15 protein-coding genes are annotated in these 21,644 nt (G+C 48.8%); 2 read left to right on the top strand and 13 right to left on the bottom strand.

All coding sequences use genetic code 11. The features are described 5' to 3' along the window. Positions 1 to 69: 69 nt before the first annotated feature. From OKS35_RS00375 to addB, 5 genes are all read right to left on the bottom strand, one after another. Positions 70 to 1,941, bottom strand: coding sequence for an ABC transporter ATP-binding protein (locus OKS35_RS00375; RefSeq protein ID WP_078146438.1), 1,872 nt, complete (start codon positions 1,939 to 1,941; stop codon positions 70 to 72). Next, on the bottom strand, positions 1,938 to 3,662 hold the full coding sequence (locus tag OKS35_RS00370) for an ABC transporter ATP-binding protein (protein ID WP_264092266.1): 1,725 nt from the start codon (positions 3,660 to 3,662) through the stop codon (positions 1,938 to 1,940). Before OKS35_RS00370 ends, OKS35_RS00375 begins: the two co-directional genes overlap by 4 nt. Next, on the bottom strand, positions 3,655 to 4,137 hold the full coding sequence (locus tag OKS35_RS00365; RefSeq protein WP_074037656.1) for a MarR family winged helix-turn-helix transcriptional regulator: 483 nt from the start codon (positions 4,135 to 4,137) through the stop codon (positions 3,655 to 3,657). Before OKS35_RS00365 ends, OKS35_RS00370 begins: the two co-directional genes overlap by 8 nt. A 169-nt stretch (positions 4,138 to 4,306) precedes the next feature. Beyond that, positions 4,307 to 7,924: a helicase-exonuclease AddAB subunit AddA gene (addA, locus tag OKS35_RS00360; RefSeq protein ID WP_264092265.1), complete on the bottom strand. Its 3,618-nt coding sequence runs from the start codon at positions 7,922 to 7,924 to the stop codon at positions 4,307 to 4,309. Further along, complete coding sequence (gene addB / locus OKS35_RS00355; protein ID WP_264092263.1) at positions 7,902 to 11,339, bottom strand: helicase-exonuclease AddAB subunit AddB; 3,438 nt, start codon at positions 11,337 to 11,339, stop codon at positions 7,902 to 7,904. Before addB ends, addA begins: the two co-directional genes overlap by 23 nt. 158 nt (positions 11,340 to 11,497) lie before the next feature. Here addB and OKS35_RS00350 point away from each other — a divergent pair, with 158 nt between their 5' ends. Continuing rightward, positions 11,498 to 11,878: a truncated hemoglobin gene (locus tag OKS35_RS00350; protein ID WP_264092262.1), complete on the top strand. Its 381-nt coding sequence runs from the start codon at positions 11,498 to 11,500 to the stop codon at positions 11,876 to 11,878. A 55-nt stretch (positions 11,879 to 11,933) separates the two neighbouring features. Further along, positions 11,934 to 12,320 (top strand): hypothetical protein, encoded by a 387-nt coding sequence (locus OKS35_RS00345; protein ID WP_015880959.1) that lies wholly within the window; start codon positions 11,934 to 11,936, stop codon positions 12,318 to 12,320. 30 nt (positions 12,321 to 12,350) lie between these two features. Here the strand turns inward: OKS35_RS00345 and OKS35_RS00340 are convergent, their stop codons facing one another. From OKS35_RS00340 to OKS35_RS00305, 8 genes are all read right to left on the bottom strand, one after another. Then, complete coding sequence (locus tag OKS35_RS00340; RefSeq protein ID WP_074037659.1) at positions 12,351 to 12,761, bottom strand: hypothetical protein; 411 nt, start codon at positions 12,759 to 12,761, stop codon at positions 12,351 to 12,353. Positions 12,762 to 12,888: 127 nt separating this feature from the next. Next, the gene (locus OKS35_RS00335; protein WP_159561883.1) at positions 12,889 to 15,957 is read right to left on the bottom strand and encodes an efflux RND transporter permease subunit; all 3,069 of its coding nucleotides are present in this window, start codon (positions 15,955 to 15,957) and stop codon (positions 12,889 to 12,891) included. An 86-nt stretch (positions 15,958 to 16,043) separates the two neighbouring features. Next, entirely contained in the window at positions 16,044 to 16,514 is a 471-nt protein-coding gene (locus OKS35_RS00330) for a competence protein ComK (RefSeq protein ID WP_074037660.1), read from the bottom strand. Positions 16,515 to 16,641: 127 nt separating this feature from the next. Continuing rightward, the gene (locus OKS35_RS00325; protein ID WP_236548901.1) at positions 16,642 to 17,982 is read right to left on the bottom strand and encodes a sensor histidine kinase; all 1,341 of its coding nucleotides are present in this window, start codon (positions 17,980 to 17,982) and stop codon (positions 16,642 to 16,644) included. Positions 17,983 to 18,008: 26 nt separating this feature from the next. Beyond that, complete coding sequence (locus OKS35_RS00320) at positions 18,009 to 18,671, bottom strand: response regulator transcription factor (RefSeq protein WP_015880954.1); 663 nt, start codon at positions 18,669 to 18,671, stop codon at positions 18,009 to 18,011. 312 nt (positions 18,672 to 18,983) lie between these two features. Continuing rightward, positions 18,984 to 19,190: a copper chaperone CopZ gene (gene copZ / locus OKS35_RS00315; protein WP_074037662.1), complete on the bottom strand. Its 207-nt coding sequence runs from the start codon at positions 19,188 to 19,190 to the stop codon at positions 18,984 to 18,986. Further along, a complete protein-coding gene (locus OKS35_RS00310; protein WP_214782213.1) occupies positions 19,187 to 21,298 on the bottom strand; it encodes a heavy metal translocating P-type ATPase in 2,112 nt (703 codons plus the stop codon). Before OKS35_RS00310 ends, copZ begins: the two co-directional genes overlap by 4 nt. A gap of 11 nt (positions 21,299 to 21,309) precedes the next feature. Continuing rightward, on the bottom strand, positions 21,310 to 21,612 hold the full coding sequence (locus OKS35_RS00305) for a metal-sensitive transcriptional regulator (RefSeq protein ID WP_196431483.1): 303 nt from the start codon (positions 21,610 to 21,612) through the stop codon (positions 21,310 to 21,312). Between the last annotated feature and the right edge of the window lie 32 nt (positions 21,613 to 21,644).

Below are 21,644 nucleotides of genomic sequence, written 5' to 3'. Positions count from 1 at the left end.
AAAAAGACGTACGAAACTCATCTCGTACGTCTTTTGCCTAATCACATTGCCCTAAAACCTGTATTCTAGTTATACGACTTCTTTTTCAGCGAACTGACTATTGTAAAGTTCTTCATAAAAACCACCAGCTTCAAGAAGCGATTCATGTGTTCCTTGCTCAATGACCCGACCTTGGTCCATAACCAAAATCAAATCCGCATCTTTGATGGTCGATAAACGGTGAGCGATGACGAAACTCGTCCGCCCGTTCATCAGCCGTTTCATCGCCTGTTGAATCAAAATCTCAGTACGCGTATCCACACTCGACGTTGCTTCGTCTAAAATCATAATCGGTGGGTTCGCCAATACTGCTCGCGCAATCGTCAGTAACTGTTTTTGACCTTGTGAAATGTTATTGGCCTCTTCATTCAACACGGTGTCGTATCCGTCTGGCAATGTTCGAATGAATGCATCCGCATGCGCCGTTTTCGCCGCGTTGACGATTTCCGTCTCAGTCGCACCCGTTTTCCCATAGGCGATGTTATCACGAATCGTCCCGTTGAATAGCCACGTGTCCTGTAAGACCATTCCGAACGTATGTCGCAAATCTTGTCTCGACATTTTACGCGAGTCTTTCCCATCGATGAATATCTCTCCACCATTCAACTCATAAAAACGCATGAGGAGATTAATCAACGTCGTTTTGCCGGCGCCTGTCGGACCGACGATGGCCACCGTTTGGCCCGTCAACACATCGAGATTCATATCTTGAATGAGTAGGTCGTCGCCGTATCCGAAATCGACATGACGGAACGTGACATTTCCTTCGGCACGTTCTAATTGATAGGTCGTCACATCTTTCACTTCTTCTTCTTCATCCAGCAGTTCAAATACACGTTCCGCCGCGGCAACCGTCGACTGGACGATGTTCGCGATATTCGCTGTCTGGGTGATTGGTTGGGTGAACTGACGTGTATATGTGATAAACGCTTGAATGTCCCCGATGGAGATGCTGCGTTGCGTGACCAAAATACCGCCGACGACACTAATCAATACATAGCTGATGTTCCCGATGAACATCGTCATCGGCATGATGATTCCGGAAATGAATTGCGCTTTCCGTCCTGCATCGTAAAGCTCCTCATTCACATCGTCAAACTCACGCACAGCTGTCTCTTCCCGACCAAACGCTTTGACGACCGCGTGCCCTGTATACATTTCTTCCACATGGCCGTTCAGTCGTCCAAGGTGACGCTGTTGATCGGAAAAATATTGTTGCGACCGTTTCAAAATCGGACGAATCGCAAAAATCGTGAGCGGAAGGGACACAAGAGAGATGACCGTCAACAGAGGACTGATCGACAGCATCATAATCAAAATCCCAATGATGGTGACGATGGAAGTAATGAATGACGTGACACTCTGTTGTAGCGTACTCCCAATCAAGTCGATGTCATTCGTCACCCGGCTCAATGTCTCCCCGTTCGAGCGTCCGTCATAATACTTGAGCGGAAGTCGTTCTAACTTTTTGTTCACGTCTTCGCGCAAATCATAGACCGTTTTTTGGGCAACACCGGACATCAAATATTGTTGCACGTAGTTGAATAGACTACTGATGACGTAAAGGCCAGCGAGGAGCGACAAAATTTGTCCGATTCTCGTGAAATCAATTTCTGCCCCTGGCACACCTGTAAACTTCGCATATGCCCCTTCAAACAGTTCGGTGATGGCGATTCCCATGATTTTCGGACCGGCAATCATAAAGATTGTACTTAAAATCGCCGCGACAAACACAGCAATCAACGTGTTTCGCCGTGGTTTCAAATAGGCAAGCAAACGACGGAACGTGACTTTGAATGCTTTTGGCTTTTCGCCCATCATCATCATATTTCCACCGCCCGGACCTCCTGGACCGCCGTGTCCCCCATGAGTTTGTCGCGTATTTGCTTGTTTCTCACTCATGCGATTTCCTCCTCAGACAATTGCGATTTCACGATTTCTTGATAGACCGCATTTGTCGCAAATAATTCCTCATGTGTCCCGACTCCGGCAACGGCGCCTTCTTCTAGAACGATGATTCGGTCGGCGTCCATGATCGTGCTGACACGTTGTGCAACAATCAGTACCGTCGCATCTTTCGTTTCTTCTTTTAACGCTTTGCGAAGGGCGGCATCCGTTTTAAAATCAAGTGCCGAGAAACTGTCGTCGAATACATATAAATCCGGTTTCCGAACGAGAGCTCGCGCAATCGACAGACGCTGTTTTTGACCACCCGACACGTTTGACCCACCTTGTTCGATCACAGCCTCATATCGGTCTGGCATCTTCTCGATAAAGTCACTTGCCTGCGCGATGGATGCGGCATGAACGACTTCTTCCACTGTTGCATCGGTCTTCCCATATCGAATGTTCTCAGCAATCGTACCTGTGAACAGCAACGCCTTTTGTGGAACGAACCCGATTTTCGAACGAAGTGCCTCTTGTGGAACCGCTTGGACATCGACACCATTCACGCGAATTGTCCCCGACGTCACATCGTAAAATCTTGGAATCAGATTGACGAGTGTCGATTTACCTGACCCCGTACCCCCAATCACCGCTGTGACCTCACCTGGATTCGCTGAAAAACTCACATCGGATAGCGCTGGTTCTTCAGCACCCGGATAATAGAAGGTCACGTGATCAAATACGAGTGTCCCTTGCTCAATGTCCGCAGTCTTTGTCCCGTCATCAATCAGTGAAGGTTTCATCTCGAGCACTTCGTTGATTCGGTTGGCAGACACAGAAGCCCGAGGAACCATGATGAACATGACTGATGCCATGACGAGCGCGAACATGATTTGCATGACGTATTGAATGAACGCCATCAAATCTCCGATTTGCATCGCACCGTTATCAATCCGAATCCCTCCGAACCAAATGACGCCGACAACCGTCAAGTTCATCACGAGCATCATGACCGGCATGAGGAACGCCATGATTTGGTTCACTTTGATTGAGACGTCCGTCAACCGTTCATTCGCCTTCGTCAATCGAACCTGTTCTTCTTTTTCACGGTTGAAAGCTCGGATGACACGGATGCCCGTCAGATTTTCTCGGAGAACAAGATTGAGCCGGTCCAATCGATTCTGTACCTTTTTAAACAACGGCATCGCCTTCCAAAAAATGAGGAAAATCGAGATGACGAGTACCGGCATTGCGGCAACAATGACAAGAGACAACGTCGCATCCTTCGAGGTCGCCATGATCAATCCACCGACAAACATGATCGGCGCACTCACAACCATTCGTAGCATCATGATCATGACCTGTTGCACTTGCGTGATGTCGTTTGTCGTCCGTGTGATGAGCGAAGCCGTCCCGACACGATCGAACTCTTCAAGCGAGAAGCGTTCCACATGATTGAACACACGTCTTCGTAAGTCACGACCAAATCCCATCGCCGCCTTTGAAGAATAAAAACTGGCCACAATAGCAGCAAGTGCTCCAAGTCCCGTCACACCAAGCATGATTCCGCCCATTTGCCAAATGTAGCCGGTATCGCCCGTCACGACCCCATTATCGATAATGTCCGCCATCAACGTCGGTAAAAATAAATCTGCTAACGACTGCGCGAACACAAACAATAAAACCATCAGAACAGCCCATTTATAAGTAACGAGACGTTTCAATAACTTAATCATGTCGACACACTCCTTCACAATCTGTGAGCCCTTCATTCAATCCATCCGCAATATGTTGATGGGCTGTAAGCATATGATGATACGTATCCTGATCGAGACGAGACAAAATTTGATTCAATTGATATTCCGTCCCTTCTTCTTGTCGCTCAATCTCCTCAATCAAGCGTTTACCTGATTGGTCAATGGTCAACACAACTTCTCGCCGATTATCCGGGTTGATATCCCGACGAATCAATCCTTTCTCCACGAGACCATCTAATGATTGACTTAACGTGCTCTTTGGCATTCTCGTTCGCTGAACCAGTTCCTTTTGCGTAATCGCACCCTGTTCATTCAACATCATCAGACCGTGCAGTTGAGGTAATGTGAGATCGTTTTGTTGCGCCGTCTGATGCATGAGACGAATCAGGACACGCTGCACACGCCAAAATGATTGCATCATCTCCCGTGCCCGATTTGTATTTGTCTCGGTCATTCTTATTCACTCCTTTATCGTTCCGAATCGAATTGTTCTAAACGGAACAATTCTTTATATAAAATAAATTACTCCTCTCCAACTCGATTGTCAACGAAATCAAATGTGAATTTGCACATAGGAAAAGAGCGATGTCCTATAGCTGACATCGCTCTTCATTTATTCACATTTAATTAGTCGACACGGTCACGATTTCCTGCAGATCAAGCGAATAAATCAAAGTTCGCTCGACCCGAATATTCCAGATCGTCTCAATCGCCTCTCGATATAATTGTAGTTGAATCGCATATCGATTTCGCAATCGCTCATGTGCCTCTTCCCGGGAATCAGATAGATGCGTGACAGCATCCGATTTATAATCGAGAAGCACATACGAATCCCCATCGAAATACAGACAATCGATAATCCCTTGGATCAAGACATGCTCATCCGTAAAGTGTCCATCCGGATTGACGCGTTCGGCCGGCACCGTGTAGGTGAAAGGTAGCTCTCGCCATGCCGTCCCTCGCTCTAGTGCACCAGCGAGCGCTTGACCGACTTCTGTTTGGAAAAACATCTCGATATCCGGGATGGCGAGGCGTGCCGTCTCTGCCTCGATCGGACTGAGCATCCCTTGCATTTCCCATTGATTGATTTGGTCGACAATCGGTTGGTTCGGGTCAGCCAGTTGGAAAATCAAGTGTAACGTCGTCCCGCGTTCCGCACCGGTCTGTTTGACTTGACGCCATTTCGGTTCCCGATAAGGGGTATCGACCGGACGTACCGGATCTTCGAAAGCGGCCTGTTCGAGTTGCATCGCCCGCTTCAGTTCGGTCACCGTCTGTTTCGCCGCCGTACGTACCGCATCCTGTGCAGGGTATTCGTAGGTCAAAGCTTGTTGTACGGCACGAATCGTCTCTTCTTCATTTTGAATCGGAAAATCGATTGCTTCAAATCGTTGGACGTGGTGCAACTGTGCCATCATCTCTTGTAGAGTCGCAATCTCCGCAAGGTCCGCTTCTCTGATGACACGATAAATCCATGAAGTCGATTCTTGGAAAGTAGAGGGAACCGTGAAGCCGAATGATTCGATAAACGAAGTGGCACTCGGAAGGCGTAAAAGCGCCGGTGCAATCCAATCGAGATACGTTTTTGCCTCTCGCCTCGCCTCACTCGCCAATAGATCTCCAGATTGACCGACCTGAAGCCACTGCTGAAGGTGTTTGAGTGGTTCGCCTACCGTTCCCACGAGAATCAATTTTTCTTTCGCACGTGTCAAGGCCACGTAAAGCACGCGCATCTCTTCCGCTTTCATCGTCGCATCTAAATCTCGTCGAATCATCTCTTTCACGAACGTCTCCGATTTCGTACGTGTCACGACGTCAATCGCATCGAGTGAGATGCCGTACTGTTTGTGGAAAATGACACGTTGCATTTGATCGCGTTTATTAAATTGTTTTCCGAGTTGGGCAACAATCGTGACCGGAAACTCAAGTCCTTTCGACTTGTGCACGGTCATGATACGAACGACGTTTTCCTCGTCCCCGAGCGACCGCGCCTCTGACAAATCTTCACCAGTATCCTGTAGTCGGTCCATCACACGTAAGAAGCGATAAAGACCTCGATAGCCACTACGCTCATAGGCTAGGGCCCGGTCATAAAGTGCCTTCAAGTTTTCCTGCCGCCCTTTTCCTCCAGGTAATCCCCCTGAGAAGTCATAAAACCCGGTGTCATTGAATAACTGTTGAATCAATTCCGACAGGCTATGATTTCGTGCATAAGTACGCCAACGGGAGAGGCGGTCAAGCATCTCGCCACATTTTACGCCAAGCTCATCATCGTCATCCGCTTTCGCCTTGAGCGCCTCATAGAAAGAATCTTCTGATTCAAGTCGAATCCGTGCCAATTCACTATCATCAAAACGGAACATCGGGGAGCGCAGCGCACCGGCAAGTGGGATGTCTTGAAGTGGATTATCAATCACTTTCAAAAGTGCCAGGATCATCCGAATCTCGGTCGCTTGAAAATACCCGCCATCCGAGTCGGTGTAGGCCGGAATATTGTACTGTGTCAAAATATCCATCAATTGCTCCACACGTTCTTTTTTCGAACGAACGAGAATCACGATATCCCGATATTCACAGTTTCGGAGTTGACCAGTTGATTCATCCGTCACTTTAAACGGTTCGTCTCCCGATACGAGTTCTAAGATGCGAGTAGCGATCGCCCGCCCTTCTACTTCTTGCTTCGATAACTCACGACTCGCGCCATCGACTAAAATAAACTCAGGGTCCGCTGGAATCGGTTCATACTCACGTCCAGGAACAAGTTGTGCCGCCTCATCATATGCGATTTCGCCGACCTCTTCGTCCATGAGCTGGACGAACAAATCATTGATCCCGTAGAGGACTTCGGAACGACTTCGGAAATTTTGAGAAAGGTCGATCCGTTTCCCTGTGTTCGCCTGTCTAAAGCGTGTCGCCTTATCGATGAAAAGACCCGGTTCTGCATGGCGGAATCGATAAATCGATTGTTTGATGTCGCCCACCATAAATAAATTCCCGATTTCCTCTCGTTCATTTGCGACCAGGTTGATGATTGTTTCTTGAATCTCGTTCGTATCTTGGTATTCATCAACGAGTACCTCAGCGAAACGTTCCTTATAGAGCGCTGCAACATCGGACGGTCCCCCATCTTGTCGTAAAATGGCGAGCGCATAATGTTCCAAGTCACTGAAGTCGACAAAGGCACGGTCGCGCTTCGCCTGCTCATAGGCTTGGGCGAACGCACGGACGGTTCGAACGAGTGTTTCAACGAGCGGTTGTTGCATCGAGACGCTCTCTAATAAGTCCGCCCCACTGACCCGAGCCTGTTCGACCGCTGCTGTCAATTTTTTCTTCGCTTGGTCGTAAGCCGGTTTGAGGATCTCGTGGTAAATCTGGTGCTCTTCTTTCTTCGGAACAGCCTTCATCGTGCCAAACTTCATCGCACGAGCCGCCGTCTCGAGTTCACTCCAGACAATGGTCTCCCCTTCAAGTTGTTCGAATGGAAAAATTGCTTGCCGGATGTTTTCAGACTGTGGCTCATACCCAGCGACCCGAAGCTCCGCTTCAAGTTTCCGAAGATCTCGTACGGCTTTTTTGATGTCATGCCACAGCATCTGTCCAAACTCAATCAGGATTGCTTCCTCATCAGGATCTTCTCCGAACGTGTACATGGATACGAGATGATCTAAATAAGCATCAGGGTTTGGGAGAGTACGCGCATAGTGATATAAGCCAAGAATCAAATCCTCGATTTCGCTGTCACCCCGGTCTGACGTATACGCATCGACAAGAGCGAAGAAATCGGTATCTTGTTTCCCGTACTCTTCCTCAAGCACTTCTTCTAAGACGTCATCCTGCAAGAGGACGAGGTCTCGTTCTTCCGCAATCTTGAACGCCGGATCCAAATCTAACAGGTAGTAGTTCTCACGAATCACCTCTAGACAAAATGAATGGATGGTCGTGATGAGCGCCCGGTTCAACATTTGTCGCTGTTTTCGGACATATTCATTTGTCGGGTCGTCGCGCAACGCCTCTTCAAGTGCCTTTGCGATTCGTCGTTTCATCTCTGCCGCTGCCGCGTTCGTAAAGGTGACAACGAGCATCCGGTCTGCCGTGAGTTCATCCGCTTCGTCAAGCAATCGACTAGACAACCGCTCGACAAGAACTGCCGTCTTTCCGGACCCTGCCGCAGCCGAGACGAGCACGTGACTCCCTCTTGCTTCAATCGCGGCGAACTGATCATTCGTCCATTTCACGGTCATCGCCTCCTAACTCCTGAAATACCTCTTCTTTCTCGAGCTTCTTCAATTTACGAGGCGCATTCGAGAGCGCTTCGTCAAAATGACAGACACTCTGATACGGACACGTCTGACACGGGCGCCGTTCTTTATATTCATAAGGTTCTACGTCAATTTTTCCTTTGTACATCTCCTCGGCACTCGCTTTGACGACGTCGAACGCATGGTCCATCAACTGCTCAAGTTGAGGGGGCGTCACAATTTTCTTCAAGGTGTTGGCGTCAGGCGTACCATCTTTTTTATATTTGACCGGAATGACAATTGATTTTTTGGATGAGCCTTTCGCCGAGCGGTCCATCATCTCTAAAATTTCCGGGTCATCTACTAATAGCCCTTGCATCTGATACGACTCCAATACTTTTTGACGCGTTTCTTCTTCAGAACTAGCAGGTGGAACGAGTGGTCGGTGCACGTGGAAATAGAGCGCCGCAGCAGGTGCGACGTTCTCTTTTGTCCACACCTCTGCCTGCTCAATCAATACCTTCAAATAGATGAGCATCTGCATCGCCAGACCGTAATAAATTTCTGCAAAGTCGACTTCACGTTTACTCGACTTATAGTCGACGATTCGGACGTATAGCTGGTCGTGGACCATCGCAGTGTCCACACGGTCGATTCGACCGACTAGTTCACATGTCGCCCCGTTCGATAATGTGAACGAAACGGGTGGAAATTGTCCGCTGCCGAACGCGAGTTCAAACGCTTCCGGGTCAAAGCCGTCTCGTTTTGATTGTTCAATCAACACTTCTGCCGTCTTACTGACGACGTCCGTCAATTTTTTCTTTAAGTAGGCGTAACGATTCGAACTCATCAAGATGGCATGCTGAATCTCTGGGGTCACGAGCTCGACCGCCTGCTCCGCTAAATGGGAGCACTCGTCCGGAGTGACATCTCGCCATTCCTTTCCGTCCATCTTCACCGTCTGCGACATATGTTCGATGGTCCGGTGATACAGATTCCCGATATCCGGGGCCTCGAGTCGATACAACCGTCGTTCCTTCAGACGCAAGCCATAACTCGCGAAATGTTTGAACGGACAGGCTTGGAATGTCTCGAGACGTGAGACACTCGCCCGAATCGACGGAGTATATAAGGATTTTGCGACACGATCATCCAACGATTCCGGGATGTTTTGATAGAAGAGCGCGCTCGTCAACAACTGGAGACGTTCCCGTCCATCCGGATGCTTCAACAGTTCATTATAGACAGCAAACCACATATCTTGAATCGGATAATGACGACTCAACCGCTGAAGTTCAAGTGCCGTCACCGCCGCCGTCTGATTCACATTCGTCAAGAAGGCGAATTGATCACGTGGTCGGTGTTCACCTGCTTCTGCAAAATGAGTCTTGATGACGTTTTGGTGAAGTCGCGCCTTCAAGTCAGCGATAAACCGCGCCGGCTGAACGGCTTTCCCCGTTCTGTCGACTAGTGCGTAGCTAATGTATAAACGCTCGCTCGGTGCCGTCACAGCTTTGTATAGGTAATACGTTTCATCATCGAACAAGTGCTCTGTCGCCTTACCGGCACGAAGTCCATTCTCATGCATGAAATCCAAATCTTGATCGGTCAACAGTTTCGACTGTGTCGTGACAAGAGGAATTTGATCTTCATTCGCTCCGAGCAAGAAGACGACTTTCTTATCTATCAATCGACCACGCACATAATCCGTTATCGTCAATTGATCAAGCGAAGGTGGGATCAAGGCATAGCGGAGACTATCTAGTCCGGTGTCCATCATCTGGAGGAATAAGTCCGTCGACAACGTCTCTTCCGGAGCTGCGGCTTCTAGCTGCTCGAGCAAGTGCAAAACCGCGTCCCATACTTGAGTATGCTCACGTGCTTCGAGTAGTTCCGCCTCTTCAATCGCCTCATCGCGCCAGTGCGTCAGACAGTCTGATACACCGACACGCTCTAGAAAGGCATAAATGGCGTGCGTATAAGCCTGCATCGTCTTCGCCTGTTTTAAATCTGATAGAAATGGATCAAAAGTTTCGATAACACGTTCCCGAGACCGATTCAGCTCAGCCTCAATATCGAGTTCTTCGCTCGTGAGGCGTGCTTCCTCCCCGGAACGACGACGCAACTGCCATTCGTCGTGCCAATGATAATGTTTGATCCCCCGTTCGATAACGAACGCTTCAAGCCGGTCAACGGACGTACGACGATGTACCGGATCGAGGACGACGAGTTCTGTTTTAAGGGCACGGAATACGGACTCTTCTCGATATCCACGTAGAGCGATGTCAATCGTCGCTTTCAACAGTTCGACAAGCGGGTGGTCGAGCATTGGTTGCCGTTCATCAAGGAAATAGGGCAGTCCCATCTTTTGTAGCGCCTGAGATGCCAAATCACCATATTCGTCGAGTGAACGCGATACGAGTGCGATATCCCGATAACGATATCCTTCTTCACGTGTCAGACGAATGACTTCTCGAACGGCCGCCTCCACCTCGACGGTTCGGTCGACTGCGGCATGTAAATCGATTCGGTTCTCTGAACCAGTGTAAGGTTCCGCCGTCAATTGGTCGAATGTAGCCTCTAGATAACGGAGACTCGGATGCGTATAACGATAGACGGTATCATACAGCTCGTCTCGAGAAGGAATCTGCCGTTCTGTCAACAGTTCTTTGAAACGCATGAGTGTCCGCTGCGTCGGTCCAAACAATGGATTTAGACGATACAAGGAGATAGGATCGATTGTCAGCAATACATCGACATCGACCTTCTCTGCGAGTGCAACGAGCACCGCCAACTCCTGCTCTGAAAACTCGTTGAATCCGTCCACATAGACACGCACATCCGTCAAATCTGTTTCCGGAAGGATGTGCAACATGACGTTGAAATAGTCTTCTGCATGAAGTGATTTACCTTCCGTCATCTTTAAAAATCCTTCATAGATGATGGAAAGGTCTTGTAACTTCAAAGCACGGTGCTGCGCCTGTTCGCTTAACCGCAACAAGTGCTCCGGTTCAACAAGCCCTCGCTTCAGCATCGAGATTAATTGGTTCAATTCTTCATAAAATCCGAACTGATTCATCGTACGGCGGAACAAGGTCAATCGTTCTTCGCTCATCTCGACGACCCTTCGTAACAACAAATGGGTCCCCGTCTGGTCTAAGAATTGATCTGTCGCTACACCGGCATCTCGCATCATCAAAAAAGCGAGACGACGCATCGAAAGGACTTGAATGCGCGTCGAACCATGCAAACCATCGACTGTCGCCATTTTCTTTTCCATCTCAAACGACATCTGGTCCGGTACGATCACATAAATCGTCGGCCCGCTCGGGTTTTGTTTCAGTTCTTGAATGACCTCATGGATCATTTGTTCACTTTTTCCCGTCCCCGATCGACCAACGTGAAAGGTCACTGTCATTTTAGCGAACACTCCTTCCCTTTTTTCTTCATTATGAACCATCCCCAAGCATTTGTAGAGGGAAACCTCTTCTACACCTTGTCCAAAAAAGTAACAGCCTACATCATTCCCTTTTTCGATTGAAATCGATTAGACTGAACGTATGAGGGGGAATATATGTGAGTGCCTATGAACAATTTGGAGGCGAACGTGGTGTACAACAACTCGTTAACGCGTTCTATGACCTCGTCTATGCCGATCCAATTTTACTTCCACTATTTCCGGAAGATCAAGATCGAGTCAAACAGCACCAATTTGAATTTTTAACACAGTTGCTCGGCGGTCCAAAGTTGTATTCGGAACGTCGTGGCGGTGGAAACTTGGCGATGATTCATCATGAGCATCCCATTTCTGAGACACATGCCGGCCATTGGCTTGGATGTATGGAACAGGCGCTCAAGACCGTGGATGCCCCAGAATCGATCAAACGTCAGTTATTTCAACGGTTGATCATGTCATCTTCGAATGTCGTCCGTGTTTGTTCGCATCATTTTGAGTAGTCACAACTATAAAAAGTGGGTATGATAGGAAAGTAAGCAAAGGAGGTCGTTTCACATGACAGAAGAAGAAAAAAAAGAAGTCGTCTCATCTGAGGAAGAGACGGAAGAAAAAGAAGAAACGGTAGTCCTCGCCGACGCGCTTGATGAAGCTAACGAAGCTGCTGAAGCAGAAGAAGATGAGGACGATGATGAGGATCAGCCGGAAGAGAAGAACATGGACCACATCAAAGGCGTCTTCAACTATGATCATGAAAATGGTCGTGAATACCGTGTCGTCTTTTACAACGATCGCAAAAACTTAGTGTTCCGTGAACTCGGTAATGGCAAGGTTGAATTTGTCGGCCGCTTCTCGGATGATGCATACGATGAAGAGAATGAAGCAGAAATGCGTGAACTCGGTCAACGTGAACTCGAGCGCATCCTCGCTGAACGCTTCAACTAAAAAAAATCGCCGAAATTTCGGCGATTTTTTTTAGTTCTTCTTATTCCGTTTCTTTTTGCGAAGTGCATAGGCGACACCGGCAATCCCACCGACGACCGCGAGTCCAGCAACGACCGGAACGAGAACACGTTTCGTCGGAATCATCTCTTTCACACGTTCATATGGCGTTGGTGTCGAGAACTCTAATTGTACGGCTGTATCGCCATGTCCATGCGCCCGCGCTTTGCGTGATGCATCCGTGACGACCACACGTCCCGTTGTCCAGCGACGATTGCCGTATTCGTCTACGTACGGACGACGTACACGTTTCACATCACGTACCACCTTCCCACGTGCGCGATCTGGTCGGACGACGCGTTCACTCGACCACGAACGGCTCCCAGTCACACTGTACGCTGGTCGTACTTTGCGGCGATTGAGCCAAGTATATGAATCGTTCATCTTCAATTCCCTCCCATACTGTTCAAAACCTCTCTTCTAATTATACCCATACAACATCACCCAAAACATGTGACAAATGGTTTAAAAAAAGATGTGACACCATACGGCATCACATCTTCAAGCTAAATCATTCTGTAAATGGTTTGTCCTTATGACGACGTTTCGCCAAAATCAGGTAGTACGCCGGGACAAGGACGAGAGTCAACACAGTTGAGAATAGAATACCCGATACGATGCCGATCGCAAGTGGTTTGAAGAGCGGGTCTTCCCCAAGTGCGACTGGCAAGAGGGCAACGACTGCCGTGAGCGCCGTCAAGAGAATCGGACGAATCCGAGCGCGCCCTGCTTCGTAAACGGCGGTTGTGACCGGTAATCCTTCACGAATGCGTTGTTCGATAAACTCGAACAGGACGACTGCGTTCCGAACGACGATTCCCGCAAGTGAGACCATCCCCATCGATGCCATGAAACTGAACGGCGTCTGTGTCACGAACAATCCGACGACCGCTCCAGCAATCGCGAGATAGATTGTGAACAAGACGAGTAACGGCAACGAGAGTGAATTGAACTGGAATGCGATGATCAAGTAAATCAAGAACAAAACGACGACGAACAATGTCGCAAGTTCTAAGAAGAACTCGTTCTGCGTGTCGCTCGCACCGGACTGGTCGAACGTGATTCCTTCATCTTCTAACCCCGACTTCGCGTCATCCAACACCTGCTCGACATCTTGTTTAAATGCCTCTTCATCCGTGCCTTCGCTTGCATAGATTTGGAGTGTGACCGAGCGCTCCCCGTTCTCACGAGGAATCTGTTGAATTTGTTCCGTCGTAGTCTCCGTCACGAACGTACTGAGTGGTGCAACAGGTGGACCTGCTTCTGTTTCGACAGGAACTAAAATCTCGTCAAGGGCAAGTGCTTCGCGGTTCGCCTCTGCATCAATGACGATTTTCACGTCACGCTGTTCTACCCCGTCATCGAATGTACCAATTGGAACACCGTCTGTGACGAGACGAATTTGGTCACTGATTGTTTTAGCCGTCACGCCGGCCTGTGCCATTTCCTCACGATTCAATTCGTATGTGAGTGTTTGGAACGGTTCTTTAATATTATCGAGGACGATTGCCCCGTCAATTTCTTCAAGGTCGGCCTTCACTTGGTCACGTGCAGCCACAAGTTGATCAATCGTCTCGCTCCGCATCGTGAATTCGACAGGTGCCGATGCCGGCGGACCTTGTTGTTGCGTATCTAAGAAGATTTCGGCATCCGGATAGTCTTCACGCAACACGTTCGTATACTTATCAATCAATTCGATGGCATCGATTGACTCGTTGTCGACACGAACGACCACTTGCCCCGTATTTTCACCAGACTGATCGAGTCCACCCGTGAATAAACCAGGGAGACCTCCTCCTGCGAAGACGGATGTTTCTACGACACCCTCTTCTTCTTTGAATCTCGCTTCAATTTCTTCAAGACGTGTCTCCGTCTCTTCCAAATCGGTTTGAACGGGGAAGGTCACGCTCGTCACGACTTCCGGACGGTTCGCGGCCGGGAAGAACTCAAACGGCGTGAGTAAAATCAAACCGTACAATGCCGTCGTGATAACAAATCCGACAATTCCAAACGTCCACGGACGCTTCGCGACACTCGGTAAAAGGCGGTCGGCGTAGAAATTACTGAGTCGGTTGAGCGGTCCGCCGAGCCAACCTGGTTCACGTTTTGATACTTTCACTTCTTTACGATTCAAACGATACTGCGCAATCGGTACGAGCGTCAAACTGATGACCATCGAGGCCAAGACAGAGAGGGCTAGAACCGTCGGCAAGGCGCGAATGAAGTTACCGTTTGCGCCCGATAGCAAGGTGAGCGGTAAAAAGGCGAAGACAACTGCGAGTGTCGACGTGACAATCGAGCCCCATACCTCTTTCGTTCCTCGGACTGCCCCAAGCATCGCCGAGTCTCCATTCCGATACCGTCGTAAGATGTTGTCGTTGACGACAATCGCATCATCAACCAAAATCCCCAAGGCGATGATTGCACCGATAATCGAGATTTGGTTCAAATCGACCCCAGTAAACTGTAATGGAATCAAGGCGATCAAGAATGACAACGGAATTGCTAGACTGACGATAATAGAGCCAGAGAATGTTAAACCAATCGTCGTCACGGCAATAACGGCGATAATGGCGACAATAAATTCACGAGTCAACGATGAGAAAATCGCATCGACTGCTTTCGCTTGTTCATAATAAGGAACGAGCTCAAAACCATCTAAGTCTCCAAGTTCTGTTTCGACCACGTCATTGACGCGGTCTTGCATCGTTGGAATATCCAAGCCTGATTCAATCGGAACTGTAATCGAAACAGCCGGCTTTCCGTCTAATGAAACGAGATCGGTTTTACTTTTCGCTGTCTCTTCGACCGTTCCGACGTCTGCTAGTAAGACAGGTTCCCCATTGAATGAGCCGACGATGACTTGCTCCATGTCGTCTACATTCGTCAAGTTATCGATTGCTAGTTGATAAATCCCCTCTTCAGTCGATTGACGTCCGAGCGGTGTCGTCTTGTATTCTTCGTTAATGGCCGTTAACACATCAGGAAAGGCAAGTTGACGTGAACTCAGCTCTTCAGAATCAAGTGACACAACATACTCCTGCTCTGGTAACCCTTTGATCGTGACTCCCGTCACGCCATCAGTTCGCAAAAGTTTCGACTCTAATTGTTCGATGTCTGATCGAACATCCTCAAATGATCCACGATCGTCTGCTGTCAATAAGTACGATGCGACAGGTAACTGCCCGAGTGAATCATTGACCGTTGGCGCAAGCGCGTTTTCAGGAAGTTTAGGTGTCGCATCCGACAACGCTTGTCGAACGTTCGCCTGAAACTCTGCCTGATCGGTTCCATCCGCATACTCGACCGTGATGTTCGAGAACTCTGAAGCCGAAATCGACGTCACGTTCTCTACTCCTTCTAAACTACGTAGTTCCTCTTCTAACACGCCGGTAACATTCCGTTCGACCGTTTCCGCTGTCGCACCAGGATACGGTGTTTGAACGAGTACGATATTGATCCCGGTTTCCGGAATCTCACGTTTAGGGAGCTGGAAGAACGTCAGCACACCCACGACGATTGCGACGAGAAGAAACACGATAACCAGTTTCCCTCGCTCAATCATTTTTTCAAAAAACATAAAAACCCCTCGCTTTCGGAAGATGTGCAAATACACATATGATATCTCTTCTTCATCATAGAGGGGTTTGTCATTGAATTCAATCCTTAAGCGTGTTGCAATGTGCTGTCATGGAAACGTTTTTGAAAAGCGTACGATAATTCGATTGACCGCTGTTTTTGTCTAGACACGGTATGGTCGGACACGTGTACCTTGACCGATTCCCCCGTCAAAAACTGAATGAGTGTCTCTTTACCATCTCTCTTGATGGCCGTCACGTGTTGAAAGTTAATCCACGCACAATCCGGACTTTCCTTGGCAATCGTCGGAAAGAAGACGGCATCCGCATGCCAATCCATGACGACCGGCGTCTTTCGATGTGGTCCGAGGACGTGTCGCGCTGCCTCGATTCGACCTTGAATGCTCGACCCGTAGTATAGACATGCATGTTCCAATAAGTCGATTGGCGACCCCTTTACCCGCATGACGCCTTCCGGTTGATACACAAGTGTCTCCGCTTCGCCAAACTCGTTAAATACAGGAATTAAAGCTCTCGTTTCATTGGTCAATCTGCTCATCTTTTCATCCCCCATAACGTATGTAATGACTTACATGTCATTCATACCAGGATTTGATCCGCCCCGCAAATCGGCTTTCATCTATTTCCCATGAAAAAACCAGCCGTTTCCTGGCTGGTTTTGAAAATCAAGCATTTGATTTTAAAGGTTGGTTCGACTTGAGTCGGGGAAAGTAAAATCGCACTGCAGTTCCGTCACCTGTATTTCGTAGAGACACTTCCCCTGTGTGAAGCGTCACAATTCGCTGCACGATGAACAGACCGAGTCCGAACTTCCCTTGCTTCCCTCGAGAGAATTGGTGGAACAAGTCTAAACTCTCATCAACTGGTGGCCCATCGTTAAAGATGGTGATTTCCACGCCGGCGTCATCTTGATGTAGGTCGATGCGGATGCAGGATTCCGCGTAACGGAGTGCATTGTCGAGCACGTTCTCAAACGCGACCCGAATCTGTTCACCATCGCCAAGCATCTCGCCGCCTTCTCCATTGATTTCCCAATCGAGCTGGCCTCTGAGTTTGAAGCGCGCGACGAGCAGTTCCATCAACTTGTCGAGATTGATTGGTTCGAGTTTCATTTCTTGTCCTTTGAAATATTCAAGTTTTGTAACGTACAACAAATCGACGACTTTCTTCTCGAGTCGAGACGCTTCCTCATCAATGACCTCGGCAGAACCTTTCAAATCTCCTGTCGGATAAATACCATCTCCAATCGACTGGGCATATCCACGAATGACCATGATCGGTGTCTTTAAGTCATGCGATATGTTTTGAAGCAAAGCCTGTTGTGCGAGGTCTTGCTCTTTCAACTCTTTTCGCATGGCATCAATCGAATGAGCCAATTGGCCGAGTTCATCTTGACGATCTAGTGGTAAAGCCGTCTCCCATTGCCGGTTCGAAATCTTCTCAACGGCCCGTTCCATCTCCACGATCGGTTTCGTCAATTGCCGCGACATCAATAAGGCGGGGATAAGCGATAAGAGACTGATGATACCTATCAGAATCGATATTCGCAAATATAATGTCGACACCAACTCACGACGATAGGCATCCCATGCGTAAGAGGCTTGATACACAATCGTTCCATCGTATTCATTTTGACGAATGATGTAATAGACGTCCTCTCCGTCAATCGTAGTCTGATACCGTTCGACCTGACCACTTTGATTTAACGCTTCCTGATACATGCGGTTCGTCAATTCAAGCGGTGCCGATCCGTAGATGATCCGTCCGTTCGGGAGAAAGATCAATTGGTTGACCGAACGGGACTCTTGTTGGCGTCGATCATACTCAATCGGGTTTTGGGGATAATTCTCTAACTCATTCGTGTTCCCTAAATAATAGTCCACATCTCGTAACGTCTCATATACTTGTTCATCGATGAACTGGGTGATGGATGAACGGACCGTAATCAAAATCATGAGCGCGAGCGTCACGATGATGAGTAAGATGAGCACCCATATCTTCCACATGAGCCGCTTCGGTTTAAGCGCGTCCATCATGGTCTGACGAGACGGTAACCGATACCGTAAAGCGTTTCAAGCTCGAGACGGTGTAATTTTTTCCGGACACGACGCACCAAGTCATCGACGACGCGGTCCGATCCGAAGTAATCGTTCCCCCAAACACCTTCTAGAATCTGCTCACGTGACAAGGCAGAGCCCGGATGCTCGAGGAAGAGTAGTAGTAAATCGAATTCTTTCGAAGTCAAATCGATTTCTTCGTCTCCGTGCTTGATTAGACGTTTATCCGGATAAATCGTGTACTCCCCGTATTCGATATGCTCGTTCGATTTCGAACCATAGACACGATCAATCAATTTTTTGACGCGGATGACAAGTTCCCTCGGAAGGAAAGGTTTAGCGATGTAGTCATCCGAACCCATCTCAAGCCCGATGATTTTATCGATATCCTCATCGCGCGCCGAGATGAAAATCGTCGGCGTATTGGCATTGACGGCTTTGATTTGTTTCAATAATTGGAAGCCATCAAGGTCCGGCAACATGATGTCGAGCACCCATAAATCCGGTTGGTCTGGAATCGCTTCTTGTGCAGATGTCCCGTCCGCAAATGAGCGAACGTTGTATCCTTCTTGTTCTAGATAAGTGACGAGCATTTTGTTTAAGTTTGCTTCATCGTCGACTAAGTAGATTGTATACATTCAAGTCACCTCAACACGTTTTTTCTCATCATATCAAACAATTGTCGTGAAATGATGGGAAAGAAATGAAGTCAAAGAAAAAAGAAGGTCACGAAACCGCACCTTCTTCACCGTACTGAATTTGTTCGTAACTGTTGCGTCAAAAATGCTGCGCCCCCACTAATCAACGCCAACACTCCACTGATCATGATCATTTCCATGATGTCCGCCTCCCGTTGATACCGATTCTCATTATCAACTTAAATATAGCACACATCCTATTCATTGAATACCACAAAAAAAAGTCCCGATTTCACTCGGGACTTACCATGATTATGCTTTTACGTCGTATCCTTGTTCTTCGACTGCTTCCACCATCGTCTCAAGTGAGACAGAATCTTGATGGATCACGTCGACTCGATGCTCTTGGAGAGATACCGTCGCTGATTCGACACCGTTCAATTCATTCAATGCCCCCTCAACGGCAGCTTTGCAATGATTACATGTCATACCTTCTACGGTTAACGTTGTTTCTTTCATGATGATGATCCTCCTTGTGTTTTTAATCGTAATGCGTTCAAGACGACAGACACCGAACTGAACGCCATCGCTGCTCCAGCAATCCATGGGGCAAGTAACCCTGCTGCAGCGACCGGGATACCAAGACTATTATAGGCAAGGGCCCAGAACAAGTTTTGACGAATGTTCTTCATCGTCAAACGACTCATATTCATCGCTCGACTCACGCCTTCAATGTCTTGCCCTACAATTGTAACATCTGCCGCCTCGAGTGCGACATCCGTACCGCTCCCGAATGCGATCCCAACGTCCGCCACCGCAAGTGCCGGGGCATCGTTCATGCCGTCCCCTACCATGGCAACGCGACCGGATTGTTTTAAGCGTTCGATTTGGTCCGCCTTTTCAACCGGAAGGACTTCGGCAATCACTTGATGATGAGGGATGCCAAGTTCGTCGGCAATCGCGTAGGCGACTTCTTTCCGGTCACCCGTCAAGACGTACACGTCACGCGTTTGACTAAGGGCTTGCACGACTTCACGACTTTTCGGTTTCAATTGATCTTGTAGCCCGAACGCCGCGACAATCCCGCTCTCATCCGCAACGTAGACCGGGGTCATCGCCCCCATCGACCAATCTGGCAAGTTGTATCCGAGCTCTTCCATCATTCGAACAGACCCGATGATGAGTTCTTTCCCATCCACGACCGCTTTGACTCCTCGTCCGGCTAACTCTTCCACTTTCGTCACGACACCGTCGCCGACTTCCCGACCGATGGCAGCTGCCAAAGGATGCGTCGATTGCCGTTCTGCCATGACGGCACGGCGGAGCATCGCTTCATCTCCGAACGTTTCCACCACTTCCGGTGTCCCGTTCGTCAATGTCCCTGTCTTATCAAAAACAACGATGTTTGATTCATTGAGTGATTCGAGTTGCCCCCCACCTTTGAACAACACACCTTGTTCTGCCGCTCGTCCCGTTCCGACCATGATCGATGTCGGAGTTGCCAAACCGAGGGCACACGGACAGGCGATGACAAGTACGGCAATCGATGCCCGAATGGCCGTATCGATATCATTTAATAGGAATGCCCAGACCGCGAATGTGAGGGCACTGATGGCTACGACAATCGGCACGAAGACACCCGAGATGCGGTCAGCCTGACGTTGAATCGGCGCCTTATCTGTTTGTGCCTGTTCGACGACACGTACGATTTGAGCGAGCATCGTCTCTTTCCCGACTCGTTCCGCCCGCATGAGAATGCGATGGGACTGATTGATCGTTCCGCCGACGACTTCGGTGTCGACCGTCTTCTCCGCTGGAATCGATTCTCCTGTCAACATCGACTCATCGATGACTGTCTCTCCCTCGATGATTCGTCCATCGACTGGAATTTTCTCTCCCGGACGCACGACGAGGACGTCTCCTACTTTGACGAGTTCGACAGCGACAGACCGTTCTTCACCATCAACGAACAGGATGGCTTCTTTCGCCTGAAGCGACAAGAGTGATTTCAACGCATCGGTCGTCTTCTCTTTCGCTCGTCCTTCTAACCACTTCCCAAGTAAGACGAGCGTGATGAGGACGGCACTCGTCTCAAAATAGAGATGTGGATTCATCGGGTGCACAATCATTTCAAAAATGGAATAGAAGTATGCGGCCGATGTCCCCGTCGCGACGAGCACGTCCATGTTCGCCGAACCGCTCTTCAAGCTCTTATATGCCCCTTGATAAAACTGCGCCCCAATCCAAAACTGAACGGGGGTCGCCAGGGCGAATTGCCACCATGGGTTCATCAGCCATGGTGCATGAAATCCGAGTCCCGGGATATGCGTCAACATGACGAGGAGTAATGGGGCCGACAACAGTGCAGAGATGATGACCTTCCGCTGTAATGGACGTAAGTCATGCGGCGGCGCCATCTCTACTTTCGGCTCGGCCCCGTATCCGATTTTCTCAATCCGCGCGATCAGCTCTTCTTCTGTAATGCCTTCATCGACACGAATGGTCGCCGTCTCAAGCGGAAGGTTGACCGTCGCTTCCACTCCGTCCATCTTATTCAATACTTTTTCAATTCGTGCCGAACAAGCCGCACAGGTCATTCCTTGTATGGATAACTCAACGGTTTTCATGATATCCCTCCTTATTTTTTGATGCGGCTGACGATCGTCATCAACTCATCAATGTAAGGTTCCATGTTTTCCGTCTCGCTTGCGTGAACCAAACACTTGCGCATATGACGCTCTAACAGTTGCATCTCGACTTGCTTCAGAGCGGCCTGAATGGCTGACGTCTGAGTCAAAATATCGACACAATAGCGGTCGTTCTCGACCATCTTTTGAATCCCTCGGACTTGTCCTTCGATTCGTTTTAGACGTTTCCCGAGCGCCTCCCGTTCGGCATCATCACGCGGAACGAGTGGTTGGTCATGCATAAATTCACCCATGTTGATCACCTCACCATTAATATACCCCTACC

It is taken from the genome of Exiguobacterium sp. N5, assembly GCF_025842465.1.
In the GTDB taxonomy this organism is placed as follows: Bacteria; Bacillota; Bacilli; order Exiguobacteriales; family Exiguobacteriaceae; genus Exiguobacterium; species Exiguobacterium profundum.
The sequence above is the reverse complement of the archived record's forward strand: the minus strand, read 5'-3'. Positions and strand labels throughout refer to the sequence as shown.

Coding starts and splice junctions, on each gene's coding strand:
- OKS35_RS00375 (WP_078146438.1), bottom strand. CDS start 1,941: ATGAGTGAGAAACAAGCAAATACGCGACAAACTCATGGGGGACACGGC.
- OKS35_RS00370 (WP_264092266.1), bottom strand. CDS start 3,662: ATGATTAAGTTATTGAAACGTCTCGTTACTTATAAATGGGCTGTTCTG.
- OKS35_RS00365 (WP_074037656.1), bottom strand. CDS start 4,137: ATGACCGAGACAAATACAAATCGGGCACGGGAGATGATGCAATCATTT.
- addA (WP_264092265.1), bottom strand. CDS start 7,924: ATGACCGTGAAATGGACGAATGATCAGTTCGCCGCGATTGAAGCAAGA.
- addB (WP_264092263.1), bottom strand. CDS start 11,339: ATGACAGTGACCTTTCACGTTGGTCGATCGGGGACGGGAAAAAGTGAA.
- OKS35_RS00345 (WP_015880959.1), top strand. CDS start 11,934: ATGACAGAAGAAGAAAAAAAAGAAGTCGTCTCATCTGAGGAAGAGACG.
- OKS35_RS00340 (WP_074037659.1), bottom strand. CDS start 12,761: ATGAACGATTCATATACTTGGCTCAATCGCCGCAAAGTACGACCAGCG.
- OKS35_RS00335 (WP_159561883.1), bottom strand. CDS start 15,957: ATGTTTTTTGAAAAAATGATTGAGCGAGGGAAACTGGTTATCGTGTTT.
- OKS35_RS00330 (WP_074037660.1), bottom strand. CDS start 16,514: ATGAGCAGATTGACCAATGAAACGAGAGCTTTAATTCCTGTATTTAAC.
- OKS35_RS00325 (WP_236548901.1), bottom strand. CDS start 17,982: ATGTGGAAGATATGGGTGCTCATCTTACTCATCATCGTGACGCTCGCG.
- OKS35_RS00320 (WP_015880954.1), bottom strand. CDS start 18,671: ATGTATACAATCTACTTAGTCGACGATGAAGCAAACTTAAACAAAATG.
- copZ (WP_074037662.1), bottom strand. CDS start 19,190: ATGAAAGAAACAACGTTAACCGTAGAAGGTATGACATGTAATCATTGC.
- OKS35_RS00310 (WP_214782213.1), bottom strand. CDS start 21,298: ATGAAAACCGTTGAGTTATCCATACAAGGAATGACCTGTGCGGCTTGT.
- OKS35_RS00305 (WP_196431483.1), bottom strand. CDS start 21,612: ATGGGTGAATTTATGCATGACCAACCACTCGTTCCGCGTGATGATGCC.